The 13,266-nt window shown below is 72.0% G+C and carries 14 protein-coding genes; 8 read left to right on the top strand and 6 right to left on the bottom strand.

The features are described from left to right. Window positions 1-51: 51 nt before the first annotated feature. Together DTB53_RS19520 and DTB53_RS19515 are read right to left on the bottom strand one after the other, a co-directional pair. Window positions 52-1,014 (bottom strand): zinc-binding dehydrogenase, encoded by a 963-nt coding sequence (locus DTB53_RS19520; RefSeq protein ID WP_012379069.1) that lies wholly within the window; start codon window positions 1,012-1,014, stop codon window positions 52-54. Window positions 1,015-1,198: 184 nt separating this feature from the next. Continuing rightward, complete coding sequence (locus DTB53_RS19515; RefSeq protein WP_003966332.1) at window positions 1,199-2,440, bottom strand: NAD(P)-dependent malic enzyme; 1,242 nt, start codon at window positions 2,438-2,440, stop codon at window positions 1,199-1,201. A 525-nt stretch (window positions 2,441-2,965) separates the two neighbouring features. Between DTB53_RS19515 and DTB53_RS19505 the strand changes: the two genes are divergently transcribed. From DTB53_RS19505 to DTB53_RS19495, 3 genes are read left to right on the top strand one after another with little or no spacing between them, the layout of a single operon-like run. Next, window positions 2,966-3,928: an ABC transporter substrate-binding protein gene (locus tag DTB53_RS19505; protein ID WP_003966334.1), complete on the top strand. Its 963-nt coding sequence runs from the start codon at window positions 2,966-2,968 to the stop codon at window positions 3,926-3,928. 28 nt (window positions 3,929-3,956) lie between these two features. After that, entirely contained in the window at window positions 3,957-4,925 is a 969-nt protein-coding gene (locus tag DTB53_RS19500) for an amino acid ABC transporter permease (protein WP_003966335.1), read from the top strand. Next, window positions 4,922-5,686, top strand: a complete 765-nt coding sequence (locus DTB53_RS19495; RefSeq protein WP_003966336.1) for an amino acid ABC transporter ATP-binding protein — start codon at window positions 4,922-4,924, stop codon at window positions 5,684-5,686. Before DTB53_RS19500 ends, DTB53_RS19495 begins: the two co-directional genes overlap by 4 nt. 79 nt (window positions 5,687-5,765) lie before the next feature. Here the strand turns inward: DTB53_RS19495 and DTB53_RS19490 are convergent, their stop codons facing one another. The 3 genes from DTB53_RS19490 to DTB53_RS19480 form a co-directional block, all read right to left on the bottom strand. Further along, entirely contained in the window at window positions 5,766-6,548 is a 783-nt protein-coding gene (locus tag DTB53_RS19490) for a hypothetical protein (RefSeq protein ID WP_012379070.1), read from the bottom strand. Next, the gene (locus DTB53_RS19485; RefSeq protein ID WP_012379071.1) at window positions 6,545-7,033 is read right to left on the bottom strand and encodes a SigE family RNA polymerase sigma factor; all 489 of its coding nucleotides are present in this window, start codon (window positions 7,031-7,033) and stop codon (window positions 6,545-6,547) included. The genes DTB53_RS19490 and DTB53_RS19485 overlap by 4 nt, the downstream gene beginning before the upstream one ends. Window positions 7,034-7,251: 218 nt before the next feature. Continuing rightward, window positions 7,252-8,013, bottom strand: coding sequence for a class I SAM-dependent methyltransferase (locus DTB53_RS19480; protein ID WP_042496128.1), 762 nt, complete (start codon window positions 8,011-8,013; stop codon window positions 7,252-7,254). A gap of 103 nt (window positions 8,014-8,116) precedes the next feature. Between DTB53_RS19480 and DTB53_RS19475 the strand changes: the two genes are divergently transcribed. Beyond that, window positions 8,117-8,737 (top strand): CGNR zinc finger domain-containing protein, encoded by a 621-nt coding sequence (locus DTB53_RS19475; RefSeq protein ID WP_003966340.1) that lies wholly within the window; start codon window positions 8,117-8,119, stop codon window positions 8,735-8,737. On the opposite strand, the gene sodX is transcribed toward DTB53_RS19475, so the two are convergent. Next, window positions 8,650-9,078, bottom strand: a complete 429-nt coding sequence (gene sodX / locus DTB53_RS19470) for a nickel-type superoxide dismutase maturation protease (RefSeq protein WP_012379073.1) — start codon at window positions 9,076-9,078, stop codon at window positions 8,650-8,652. The two genes, DTB53_RS19475 and sodX, sit on opposite strands and share 88 nt — an antisense overlap. 188 nt (window positions 9,079-9,266) lie before the next feature. On the opposite strand from sodX, the gene sodN reads away from it, so the two are divergent. The 4 genes from sodN to DTB53_RS19450 all read left to right on the top strand — a co-directional run bounded on the left by sodN (window position 9,267) and on the right by DTB53_RS19450 (window position 13,217). After that, complete coding sequence (sodN, locus tag DTB53_RS19465; protein ID WP_003966342.1) at window positions 9,267-9,662, top strand: superoxide dismutase, Ni; 396 nt, start codon at window positions 9,267-9,269, stop codon at window positions 9,660-9,662. A 158-nt stretch (window positions 9,663-9,820) separates the two neighbouring features. Continuing rightward, window positions 9,821-10,693 carry an alpha/beta fold hydrolase gene (locus tag DTB53_RS19460; RefSeq protein ID WP_012379074.1) on the top strand — a complete coding sequence of 291 codons (873 nt, stop codon included), beginning with the start codon at window positions 9,821-9,823 and terminating at the stop codon, window positions 10,691-10,693. 389 nt (window positions 10,694-11,082) lie between these two features. Then, window positions 11,083-12,048, top strand: coding sequence for an alpha/beta hydrolase (locus DTB53_RS19455; RefSeq protein WP_003966345.1), 966 nt, complete (start codon window positions 11,083-11,085; stop codon window positions 12,046-12,048). Continuing rightward, on the top strand, window positions 12,045-13,217 hold the full coding sequence (locus DTB53_RS19450) for an acyltransferase family protein (protein WP_012379075.1): 1,173 nt from the start codon (window positions 12,045-12,047) through the stop codon (window positions 13,215-13,217). The genes DTB53_RS19455 and DTB53_RS19450 overlap by 4 nt, the downstream gene beginning before the upstream one ends. Window positions 13,218-13,266: the final 49 nt, after the last annotated feature.

Raw genomic sequence — 13,266 nt, 5'->3', positions numbered from 1 at the left:
GCAAAGCTGAGACTTGTTCAAGTATGCGGAACGGAGAAGTTCCCGTCGGTCCTAGGGAGTGAGCACGATCTTCCCGAACAGGTCACCCGACTCCAGCCGCCGGAACCCCTCCCGGGCCCGGTCCAGCGGCAGCACCTCGTCGATGACCGGGCGCACCCCGGTGGTCGCGCAGAACGCGAGCAGGTCCTCCAGCTCGTCCCTGGACCCCATGGTGGAGCCGACGACCTTCAGCTCCAGGAAGAAGATCCGGGTCAGCTCGGCGTGGGCGGGCCGGTCGCCGCTGGTGGCCCCGGAGATGACGAGGGTCCCGCCGGGCCGCAGCGACTTGACGGAGTGGGACCAGGTGGCGGCCCCCACGGTCTCGATGACGGCGTCCACCCGCTGCGGAAGCCGGGCGCCGGGCTCGTACGCCTCCAGCGCGCCGAGTTCGACCGCCCGCTCGCGCTTGGCCTTGTCCCGGCTGGTGGCGAAGACCCGCAGCCCGGCGGCCTTGCCGAGGACGATCGCGGCGGTGGCGACCCCGCCGCCGGCGCCCTGGACGAGCACGGAATCGCCGGGCCGCACCCCGGCGTTGGTGAACAGCATCCGGTAGGCGGTGAGCCAGGCGGTCGGCAGACAGGCCGCCTCGGCGAAGCTGAGTTCCTTCGGCTTGGGCAGGACGTTCCAGGTGGGGACGGTGACCTGCTCGGCGAAGGTGCCCTGGTAGCGCTCGGTGAGGATGGAGCGCGGCTCGTCGGGCCCGACGCCGTGCCCGGACTGCCCGATGACGGAGTGCAGGACGACCTCGTTGCCGTCCTGGTCGACGCCGGCCGCGTCGCAGCCGAGGATCATCGGCAGCCGGTCCTGCGAGAGGCCCACGCCCCGCAGGGACCAGAGGTCGTGGTGGTTGAGGGAGGCGGCCCGGACGGTGACGGTGCTCCACCCGGGACGCGCCTCGGGGGCCGGGCGATCGCCCAGCTCCAGGCCGGTGAGGGGCTGGTCGGGATCGATGCGGGCTGCGTAGGCGGCGAACATGGCTCGACGATAGGCGGGGCGGGGCGTGCACGTAACCGCCTTGGGGTGTGACGCACACCAACCGGGGTGGGCCCGCACCATGGAGCCCCCGCGGGGCCTGGGGTGATCGCCGCAAGGCGGAAACGCGCGGGCGGGGCCCGTACGAGTACGGGCCCCGCCCATCAAGCTCCGCTCGACAACGACCTCAGCGCCGGGCCACGCCCTCCGCCCGCGCCGCCGCGGCGACAGCCGCCGTGACGGCAGGCGCGACCCGCTCGTCGAACGGGGACGGGATCACGTAGTCCGCCGCCAGCTCGTCGCCGACCACGTCGGCCAGCGCGTTCGCCGCGGCGATCTTCATGCCCTCGGTGATCCGGGAGGCCCGGACCTGGAGCGCGCCGGCGAAGATGCCCGGGAACGCCAGCACGTTGTTGATCTGGTTCGGGAAGTCCGAACGACCGGTCGCCACGACCGCCGCGTACTTGTGCGCGACGTCCGGGTGGACCTCCGGGTTCGGGTTGGCCATCGCGAAGACGTACGCGCCGGGGGCCATGGAGGCCACCGCCGCCTCCGGGACCGTACCGCCGGAGACGCCGATGAAGACGTCCGCGCCGGCGAGCGCCTGCTCCAGCGAACCGGAGAGGCCCGCCCGGTTGGTCAGCTCGGCCAGTTCGCGCTTGACCTCGGTGAGGTCGTCGCGGTCGCGGCTGACGATGCCCTTGCGGTCGGCCACCGCGATGTCGCCGATCCCCGCCTCCAGCAGGAACTTGGCGATGGCCACGCCCGCAGCGCCCGCGCCGGAGATGACGCCGCGCAGGTCGCCGAGCGTCCGCCCGGAGAGCTTCGCCGCGTTGCGCAGGGCGGCGAGGGTGACGACGGCCGTACCGTGCTGGTCGTCGTGGAAGACCGGGATGTCCAGCCGCTCCTGGAGCTTGCGCTCGATCTCGAAGCACCGGGGCGCCGAGATGTCCTCCAGGTTGACCCCGCCGAAGGAGGGGGCGAGCCGGACGACGGTGTCGACGATCTCGTCGGCGTCGGTGGTCGCGAGCGCGATCGGGACGGCGTCGACCCCGCCGAACTGCTTGAAGAGGATGGCCTTGCCCTCCATGACCGGGAGGGACGCCTCGGGCCCGATGTCGCCGAGGCCGAGCACGGCGGTGCCGTCCGTCACGACGGCCACGACCTGGGACTTCCAGGTGTAGTCGTGGACGAGCTCGGGGTTGTCGGCGATGGCGCTGCACACTTTCGCCACGCCGGGCGTGTAGGCCAGGGAAAGGTCGTCCTTGTCCCGGATCGGGACGGTGGCCTGCACGGCCATCTTCCCGCCCCGGTGAAGGGCGAAGGCCGGATCGAAGGGCTCGTCGGCCCCGGTGTCCGCCGCGCCCGTGCGCTGGATGCCACTGTCGATGCTGCTGTCGCTGCGAGGATTGACGATCTCCGCTGCCATGGTGTTGACCCCTTAGGTATTCATCGTTTGAGGGTGGCCACTCCTGGTTGAGGAGGGGTGGGCGGGCACCGCGTACGCGCCCCGCACCGAGCGGTTGGCCCGCTCCGGCAGGGAGGTGGTACGTACGCGCGGGCGCGCCGCACACGCGCCCTGAGCCCCGGATGAGGGGTGTAAACGTCTTTCTTACCGGACGAACGATGTTACGGACGAGTCCATATCGACGCGGTGACGTGACTCATAGTCGAATATCTGGACAAGTCGGCAAACCGGCATAAATGCCGTCCACCGGTCGAGACACGCCGAAGATTCTCCGGCGGGGGGAATGAATCCCCACAGATGGTCCGGTTCTCGCGCACCGGCCGTTGATGTTCGGGGGTCGCCCGTTATCCGATTTTGACATGACCGGACCCCTGAATGGGCCAGTCCAAATGGCAGGATGCCGTCATCACACAAGGTGGCGACACTCGAAGGTGCGTGCCAAGCCGCCCACCAGCACCACACCCTCACCTGCCGGAGGATCCCGACATGACCGCAAGCACCACGCGTCGTACGACCGCGAAGTCCCGGATTGCGGCGATCGGCGCCATCGCGGTCGCCGGCACCTTGCTGCTCACCGCCTGTGGCGACCAGACAGACAGCTCCTCCCAGGAGAGCGGCAGCGGCAAGGAGACCAAGAGCGGCGCTCCGCTCTTCTCGAAGCTGCCGGAGAAGTACCAGAAGTCCGGTGTGATCAAGGTCGGCACGAATGCCGAATACGCCCCGATGGAGTCCGTGGAGAACGGAAAGATCGTGGGTGTCGACCCCGACATCGCGGAGGCTCTCGGAAAGCAGCTCGGGGTGAGGTTCGAGTTCACCTCCGGCTCCTTCGACGGCCTGATCACCGCCCTGAACAGCGGGCGTCACGACATCGCGATGTCGTCGATCACGGACAACAAGCAGCGCCAGGAGGGCCTGGACGACTCCGGCAAGAAGCTGGGCGAGGGCGTCGACTTCGTCGACTACTTCCTCGCCGGCACCGCCGTGTACACGAAGAAGGGCAACCCGCAGAACATCAAGTCCATCGAGGACCTGTGCGGGAAGCCGGCCGCGGTGCAGCGCGGCACCACGTACGAGGAGGCCCTCAAGAAGCAGTCGAAGGCCTGTACGGACGGCGGCGAGAAGGCCATCAAGATCGAGTCGTTCGAGAACGACACCGAGGCGCAGACCCGCGTGAAGTCCGGCGGTTCGGTCGCCGGTGTCAACGACTACCCGGTCGCGGTGGACCTGGCCCGCAAGGCCGACGGCGGCAAGGCCTTCGAGGTCGTGGGCGAGCAGGTCGACGCCGGCCCGTTCGGCATCGCCGTCAAGAAGGACAACACCGGGCTGCGCGACGCCCTGAAGGAGGCCGTCGACGCGATCATCGCCGACGGTTCGTACCAGAAGGTCCTCGACAAGTGGGGCGCCGGTACGGGAGCGATCGACAAGGCCGCCATCAACGGCGGCAAGTGACCGGACGCTTCACTGAAGGGCAGTCACCATGACTGACAAGTTCGACAGGACACCCGCCGGTTCACCGGCCGGCCCGGTGTCCGTCTCCAAGGGCGCCACCCCGGCCCCGGAGAACATCAAGGCCATTCCGGTCCGCCATGTCGGCCGCTGGATCAGCGGCGTCGTGGTCATCGGCCTCCTCGTCGCCCTCGGGTACGCCTTCTCGCAGGGCAACATCCAGTGGCACGCCGTCGGCGACAAGCTGTTCGACAAGAACGTCGTCGCCGGTGCGGGCCGCACCCTGCTGATCAGCGTCCTCGCGATGGTGCTCGGCGTGATCCTCGGCGTCGTGCTCGCCGTGATGCGGCTGTCGAAGAACCCGGTCACCAGCTGGGTGGCCTGGCTGTACATCTGGTTCTTCCGGGGCACCCCGGTCTACGTACAGCTGCTGCTCTGGTTCAACCTGGCGCTGATCTTCCCGGTCCTGAACATCCCGTTCATCTACAAGGACGAGATGACGGACGTCATGACCCCGTTCATGTGCGCCCTGCTGGGGCTCGCGCTGAACGAGGCCGCCTACATGGCGGAGATCTGCCGGGCCGGCATCCAGTCGGTCGACGAGGGCCAGACCGAGGCCTCGCACGCGCTGGGCATGACCCAGGGCAAGACCATGCGCCGGGTGGTCCTCCCGCAGGCGCTGCGGGTGATCATCCCGCCGACCGGCAACGAGTTCATCAACATGCTGAAGACCTCCTCGCTGGTCTACGCGGTCACGTACAACGAACTGCTCCGCTCCACCTCGCAGATCGGCTCCACGTCGTACGCGGTGATGGAGATGCTGTTCGTCGCGTCCATCTGGTACATCGTGATGACCAGTGTGTTCAGCGTCGGCCAGTACTACCTGGAGCGCCGCTTCGCCCGCGGCTCGCTGCGCTCGCTGCCGCTCACCCCGTGGCAGCGCGTCAAGGTCAACCTCGCCGCGTTCGGCAACCGGCCCTCCGGAGGTGTCTCCGCATGACCACCCCCATGGTGAAGGCCGAGGGCGTCCACAAGTCCTTCGGCGCCGCCCACATCCTCAAGGGCATCGACCTGGAGGTCGCCCCGCGTGAGGTGTTCTGCCTGATCGGCCCGTCCGGCTCCGGCAAGTCGACCTTCCTGCGGTGCATCAACCACCTGGAGAAGATCAACGCCGGCCGGCTCTCGGTCGACGGCGAGCTGGTCGGCTACCGGCAGAAGGGCGACAAGCTCTACGAGCTGAAGGACAGCGAGGTCGCGCTCCAGCGCCGGGACATCGGCATGGTCTTCCAGCGCTTCAACCTGTTCCCGCACATGACGGCCATCGAGAACGTCATGGAGGCGCCGATCCAGGTCAAGGGCGAGACCAAGGCCGTGGCCCGGGCCCGCGCCGAGAAGCTGCTGGACCGGGTGGGCCTCTCCGACAAGGCGGGGAACTACCCCACCCAGCTGTCGGGCGGTCAGCAGCAGCGCGTGGCCATCGCCCGCGCGCTGGCGATGGAGCCGAAGCTGATGCTCTTCGACGAGCCGACGTCCGCGCTCGACCCGGAGCTCGTCGGCGACGTCCTGGACGTCATGCGCGGCCTCGCCGAGGACGGCATGACGATGATCGTCGTCACCCATGAGATGGGCTTCGCCCGCGAGGTGGGCGACGCGCTGGTCTTCATGGACGACGGCGTGGTGGTCGAGTCGGGCCACCCGCGCGACGTGCTGACCGACCCCCAGCACGACCGGACGAAGTCGTTCCTGTCCAAGGTGCTGTAGGGCCGCCGCGGCGGCCCCGTCGCACACGGGAGGGCGGTACGGACCCCGGTCCGTACCGCCCTCCCGCGCGTCAGGGGCGTCAGCCCTTCGGCAGCACCTCCGGGCCGGTGAGCAGCGCCTTCAGCTGCGCCCGGGAGAGCGGCGGCTCCGGGAGCAGGGGCCCCTGGGTGCCGGTGCCCTCGAAACCGGTGCTGGAGCGTACGAGGAACTGCGAGCCGTCCGGCTGGACGAGCCGGCCGGCCAGTTCGGGCCCCCAGCCGACGCTGTCGTCTCCCCCGACGTCCATCGTGTCGCGCCACGTCGTCAGCGCCCGGCCGTCGGGAAGCGCCTCGCGCTCGCAGTCGGTACGGGACGGCTCCTGGCCCACCCGGACGCAGAGGTCCTCGTCCGGATCGGCCGGGCGGCCCGTCTTCTTCACCACCGCCTCCCGGTCCTCCAGGCTCAGCACCAGATAGCCGACGCCGCCGTCCCTGCGGAACGCGTACTGCCCGTCCAGCGGTCCGAGACGGGTGGTCCGCGCCTGTTCGGGAGTCGCCCCCTTGATGAGGGCGAGGAGCGCGACCTCTTCGATCTCCCCCACGTCCGGCGGCAGCAGCGCGGCCAGCCGCCCGGCCCGGTCGGCGGCGGACGGGGACGGGGACGGCCCGGCCGACGCCACCGAGGCGGGTGCGGGGTCCTCGTCGCCGCCCGTACGGGGCAGGGCGAACGCCCCGGCGGCGACCACCGCGAGGACCGCCGCCGAGGCGGCGGCCCGGCGGCGTCTGCGGATCCGGGCGGCCTTCGCGTACACCGCCCGGGCGGAGAACGCGGGCTGCCCCGCTCCCTCGGCTGCGCGGTCGAGCAGTTCACGGACCTCGTTCATACCAATTCCTCCGCCATCCCGGCGCGCAGCGCCGCCAACCCCCGAGCCGTGTGGCTCTTGACCGTGTTCGTCCGCATACCGAGCGCCTCGGCCGTGGCCTCCACGCTGAGGTCCTCCCAGTAGCGGAGCACCAGCACCGCCCGCTGCCTGGCCGTGAGCCGGGCGAGCGCCTGCCGGACGACCAGACCGGTGTCCGTGTCGGCCGTGTTCCCCGGACGGTCGGGCAGTTCGCCGTACGCCCGCTCCCGCCGCCAGAACCGCCGTCGGCCGGCGATGAACGTGTTGACCAGCGTCTTGCGGGCGTACGCCTCGATGTTGTCGAGCCGGCCGTGGCGGCGACCGCCGAGGACGACCTTGACCAGGGCGCTCTGGACGAGGTCCTCGGCCTCGTGCCGGTCGCCGCAGAGCAGATAGGCGCTGCGGAACAGCGCGGTCCGTCTGCTCTCCACAAAGGCGCGCAGCGCCACGTCGTCATCGGCCCGCATGGCGGCCCCTCCCCGGAACGGACAAGTCCCCGCCCCCTTCTCTCACCGCTTCCCGGCCCGCGGAGGCGGACCGTCTCACCCTTCCAGTGCGCCGGGGCCCGGCGGAGGTTGCGGGTGGCGGCGGAGAGTTGCGGATGGCGGCGGAGAAAGAACGAGGGGCGGCACGGGCCCGAAGCCCGTACCGCCCCTCTCCTCGCCCCACGGCCTTGCGCGGGCGGCTACTTCACCGCGAGGACCAGGGAGTCCGAGGGGGACGCCCAGACCGCGCGGGCCTCACCGAAACCGGCGGCCAGCAGGGTGCGGGCGTGCCAGTCGGCGGACGGCATGTCACCGTCCGCGTGCTCGCCGTAGATCGCGAACCGCTCGGCGGTGGGCGCGGCCAGCACGGGGTCCTTCGCGGCGACGGCCCACCAGTCGGCCCAGTCCAGCGCCCCGGCCTCCTTGGCGCGGTCCATCGCGGCGTGCCGGTGGGCGCGTTCGGCGGCGTTGATGCGGGGGGTGGCGGTGTCGATCGTGCGGTCGGCGTTCATGAACACCCCGCCGTCCCGGACGAGGCCGCCGAGCTGCCCGTAGAGCGTGGTGAGCGGATCCCGGTGCAGCCAGTGCAGGGCGGTGGCGGTGAGGACGGCGTCGTACGAGGTGTGGGGCAGCCGGGCCGTCCAGTCGGGGTCCTTGAGATCGGCGGTGACGAAGGCGACCCGGTCGTCGCCGTCGAAGGTGCCGCGCGCGATGGCCAGGAGGGCGGGGTCGAGATCGACCCCGGTGCTCGTGGCGTTCGGGAACCGCTTGAGGAGCCGGTCCGTAATACTTCCCGTACCGCACGCGAGGTCGAGTACCCGCGGTTCCGGCCCGACGACCGCCTCGACCATGTCCAGCATCACCCGGAACCGCTCCTCACGGTCGGGCATGTACCACTCCTGCTGCCGGTCCCAGCTCTCCTGCCAGGACTGCCAGTCGGTGCCCGTAGCCGTCTCCGTCACGCCAACCTCCACGTCATGCCCGTTTACGTAATGCCCGTTTACGCCAATCGACCATTACACTGGCCGACGCCCCGACTCTAGACCGACACCGTAAGGACTACAAGTGGAACTGGCCTATTACTCGGACTACGCCGTGCGCCTGGTCAACACCGAGGAGCCGGCCCGCAACAAGGACGCCCTCACCTCCGTCGAGGCGGTCCGGGAGCTGTTCGGAGCCAATCAGCAGGCGGCCCGGCGGACGACGGACGCGGACGTGACCCGGTTCCGTTCCGTACGGGCGCGGCTGCGCGCGGTCTTCGACGCGGCGGACGGCGGCGACGAGACCCTCGCGGTCGACCTGCTGAACTCGCTGCTGCTGGAGTTCCCGGTGAGCCCGCAGATCTCGGGGCACGACGTACGCGACCAGGACGGCAGGCCGGACTGGCACATGCACCTGGCCGACCACCCGTCGAACGCGACCGCCGGCTACGCGGCCATCGCGGCGATGGGCCTGGCCTTCCACCTGACCGAGCACGGCGTGGACCGCCTCGGCCTGTGCGAGGCGGCGCCCTGCCGCAACGCCTACCTGGACACGTCCACCAACCGCTCCAGGCGCTACTGCTCGGACCGCTGCGCGACCCGCGCGAACGTGGCCGCCTACCGGGCCCGCAAACGCGAGGAGGCCGAGCGCACCGGCCGCAGCGCGGAGACCGCCCAGCCCAGCACCGCCGTCACCGACCGCTGACCCTTGGCCAGGGGCCGGTAGCGGGCCCGCACCCGGGCCAGCACCAGCTCCTCCGGCACGGTCCCGTAATCGGTGCTGTCCCCGCCCGCGAAGGCGTTGTCGCCCCGCACCCACCAGCCGCCGGGCCGCCGCTCGGTGGCCCGCTTGACCACCAGCAGGTCCTGCTGGAAGGGGTGGCGCAGGATCACCACGTCACCGGGGCTCACGGGCGCTCCGTACTGCACGAGCAGCAGGTCGCCGTGGTAGAGCGTGGGCACCATCGAGGGGCCCGTCACCTCCACCACCCGCAACGGACGCCGCGTCACCCGTCCGCCTCCGGACACCTGTCGCCGCTCCGGCATCTCCGGCACCTCCCCGTTCTTCCTCCGCCACATCGTCAGCACAACGCCGGGGCACCGCTCCGTACATTCGGCCGACGGCCCGATTCTCACACCGGACTTTTGACCTAAGCCCCTGGGGCAGCCACGGAAAGCGGCTCTCCACGGAGTAATGTCCCACCTGAGAAGACGATCACGAGGAGGACAGCTCCATGCTTTCCCGCCTGTTTGCCCCCAAGGTGAAGGTCAGCGCCCACTGCGACCTGCCCTGCGGCGTGTACGACCCGGCCCAGGCCCGCATCGAGGCCGAGTCGGTCAAGGCCGTCCAGGAGAAGTACCAGGCCAACGAGGACGCGGACTTCCGCACCCGCGCCGTCCTGATCAAGGAGCAGCGCGCCGAGCTCGCGAAGCACCACGTCTCGGTGCTCTGGAGCGACTACTTCAAGCCCCCGCACTTCGAGAAGTACCCGGAGCTGCACCAGCTGATCAACGACACCCTGAAGGCGCTCTCCGCGGCCAAGGGCTCGAACGACCCGAAGACGGGCCAGAAGGCCCTGGACCTGATCGCCGAGGTCGACCGGATCTTCTGGGAGACCAAGAAGGCCTGATCTCCGGATCAACGCCTCGGCGGCCCCGGCCACGCGTGTTCACGCGGGGCCGGGGCCGTTTCCCTGTCCACTGGACCCGCGCCCGGCGATGCGCTAACCTCAAAGCGAGACGAACCGTTTCGTCTAGTGTCCGGCTCAGCAGAACAGCGAGGTCCACCATGGAACGCTTCGTCGACGTCGCCCCCGGCGTCCGCCTCTGGGCCCAGGACCACGGCGCTCCCGACGCCTCCCCCCTGCTGCTGATCATGGGCGCGCAGGCGTCCGGGCTCGGCTGGCCCGACGAGTTGGTGGAGTTGCTCGCCGCCCGGCACCGCGTGATCCGTTACGACCACCGGGACACCGGCCGGTCCACCTGGGCCTTCGACGAGCGGCCCTACCCGCTCACCGCGCTGGCCGAGGACGCCGTGGCCGTGCTCGACGCGTTCGGGGTGGAGCGCGCGCACATCGCGGGGATGTCGCTGGGCGGCATGCTCGCCCAGCTGCTCGTCGCCGACCGCCCCGAGCGGCTGCTGAGCGCGACGGTGTTCGGGACACGAGCGCTCAGCTCCCTTCCCTACACCGCCCCGGACGGCACCCGCGTCCCGCCCGATCGGCTTCCCGGCGTCGCGCCCGCTCTGCTGGAGCTGTGGTCCCGGCCCGTGGAGGACCGGGGCCCCGAGGCCGAGTTGGAGCGGCGCGTGGAGCACTGGCGGGCGCTGGGCGGCGATGTGCTCCCCTTCGACGCCGACCGCACCCGCGCCCTGGAGCGCCGGATCATCGAGCACACCGGGCACCACCGTGCCGGTGACGCGCACGCCCGCGCCGACTACTCCGGGATGGACCGCACCGAGCAGCTCGCCGGGACCCGGGTGCCCACCCTGGTCGTCTCGGCCCTCGCCGAGCCTGTCTTCCCGCCCCCGCACTCCGAACACCTCGCCCAGGCGATCCGCGGCGCGCGGCTCGTCGAGATCCCGGGCATGGGCCACGCGCTCCCCCGCGAGGTGCACGCCCCGCTCGCCGCCGCGATCCTGGAGCACACCGCCCGCGCCTGACACCGCGCCGCCTCCGAAGGACCGGAACCCCGGGCCGGCACCGCGCCCACACCCGCCGCGCCGGACGAGGCCCGCGCCACGACCCCGGCGGAGCCCCGCACCGCACGGGCCGAGGCCCCCGCTACGACACCGGCGGAGCCCCGCACCGCCCCCACCCCGCCGCGCCGCCCCGGCGTCCGAGCCCCGCACCGGACGAGGCCGCCTCGACGCCCCGCCCGCCCCGCCCCGGCAGCCGGACCCCGCCGGCCCGTCCCCGCCCGTGTCCCCCACGTCATACCTGAGAGCCACCCCGCGAGAGCCCCCTCCAGCGGGACGCCGACTACCGGCCCCCGTCCCTAACTTCTGTACCGCAAGCACGCGATGCCCCTGGTACGGAAGGACCCCACCCCATGCCCGACCGCCCGCGCGGAGCCCGCCGGTTCCGCGCCCTGCTCGCCGCCCTCGTCACTTTCGCGGTGGCCGTGCCGGTGTCCGGAGCGGCCCGGCCCGCAGCCGTGCCCGCCCCCGCGCCGAGCGTTCACGGTCCGCTGCGGGACGCGGACCCGACGGCGCTCGCCCGGCGGTACGCGGTGAGCCGGCAGGACATCCGGGCCGCCGAACGGGCGGCGGCGGAGCACGGGGACCTGCGGCGGGCCGCCTCGCTGCGGGAGATGGCCGAGCCCGGGCGGCGGTTCCTCGCCTTCGACGGGCGGGACGGCGGGCGGAGCACCGAGGTCGTCGGGGACCTGTCCGCCGCCCGGCGGGTCGCGGTGCTGGTGCCCGGGGCGGGCGTCGGACTGGACGCGTACTGGCGGCTGCGGCGTGACGCCAGGGCACTGCACCGGGAGTTGGGGGCGGACGCGGCCGTCGTCGCCTGGCTCGGCTACCGCACGCCCGCCGCCGTCGGCCCCGCCGCCCTGACCGCCGGTCGGGCCGACGAGGCCGCGCCGGGGCTGCGCGCCCTGGTGGACGGGGTGCGCGCGATGCTCCCCGGTGCCCGGATCAGCCTGCTCTGCCACTCCTACGGTTCGGTGGTCTGCGCCCGGTCCGCGCGGGGGACGGCGGCCGACGCCCTCGTCCTCTACGGCAGCCCCGGGGTCGGAGCCCCGGACGCCGCCGCGCTGCGCACCGGGGCCCGGGTGTGGGCGGGCCGGAGCGGCGGGGACTGGATCGCCCGGGTGCCCCATGTCCGGGTGCGGGTGCCGTTCGTGGCGACGGTCGGCTTCGGGACCGATCCGGTGGCGGACCGGTTCGGGGCCGGGGTGTTCGACGCGGGCGACGGCGGCCACAGCGACTATCTGCTGCCCGGTTCCCGCTCCCTGACGAACCTGGCCCGGATAGCGGCGGGCGCCGAACCGCTGGAGGCCTCCCGATGACCGGTCTCGTCGCACGGATCGAGGCCGCCACCCCGCCCGGCCGGGACCGGGCCGTCGACGCCCTGCGGGCCCTGGCGATCCTCGGCGTGGTGGGCGGGCACTGGCTGGTGACCGCGCTGGTCACCGACAGCGGCACGGTGCGCGGGGCGAGCCCGCTGACGTATCTGCCCGAACTGACTCCGGCCTCCTGGGTGTTCCAGACCCTCGCGGTGTTCTTCCTGGTGGGCGGGCAGGTGGCGGCCGGGAGTTGGGCGTCGGCCCGGCTGCGCGGCGTGCCGTACGGGCGGTGGGTGGGCGGCCGGCTGGGGCGCCTGTTCCGGCCGGTGGCGGCGGTGCTCGTGGTGTGGGCGCTCGCGGCGGTGGCGATGCTGATGGCCGGGGTGGGCGGGTCGACGGTCCGGGCGCTGGTCAAGCTGGTCTGGTCCCCGCTGTGGTTCCTGCTGGTCTTCGCCGCGCTGACCGCGCTGACTCCGCTGGTGGCGCGGCTGCACCCGCTGTGGCCGCTCGTGGTGGTGCTGCACGTCGACCTCGTACGCCTGGGCCTCGGCGGTCCTCGCGAGCTGGGGTGGGTCAACGTGGTCGCCGGCTGGCTGGTGTTCTCCTGCCTGGGGGCGCGGGTGGCGCGGGGCGGGCTGCGCGGTCGGACGGGCCGCTGGGCGCTGCTGCTCGGCGGGGCCTCCGCGGCGGTCGCGCTCGTGCTGTGGGCCGGATATCCGGCCTCCATGGTCGGCGTTCCGGGGGGCCGGATGTCCAATCTGGATCCGCCGAGCCTGGCCGCGGTGGCGTTCGGGCTGGCGCAGTGCGGAGCGGCGCTCCTGCTGCTCGGGCCCCTGCGCCGGGCGCTGCGCAGACCCGCCCTCTGGGCGGCGGTGGCGGTGGTGAACCTGTCGGCGATGACCGTCTTCCTGTGGCACCAGACCGCGATGATCATCGTCACGACGAGTGCGGTGATGTTCGCGGACGGGCCGCTGCCGGGGCTGCACACCGTGCCCGACGGTGCCGGCTGGGTGCTCGCGCGGTTGCTCTGGCTGCCGGTGTTCGCCCTGGCCCTGCTGGTGTGCTGGGCCGCGTTCCGGGGTTGCGAGCAGGGTGGGCGGCGCCCCGGCGGGGGCTCCCTCGTCGTACGGGAGTCCTCCCCCGGGCAGAGGGGACACGCACGTCGTGCCTAGGTGTTTCGGGAGACGTCCTAGGCTGAGCAGGAGTGGAGCCGAGGGGGCG

The sequence above is a fragment of the Streptomyces griseus genome, from assembly GCF_900460065.1.
Lineage (GTDB): Bacteria > Actinomycetota > Actinomycetes > Streptomycetales > Streptomycetaceae > Streptomyces > Streptomyces griseus.
The sequence above is the reverse complement of the archived record's forward strand: the minus strand, read 5'-3'. Positions and strand labels throughout refer to the sequence as shown.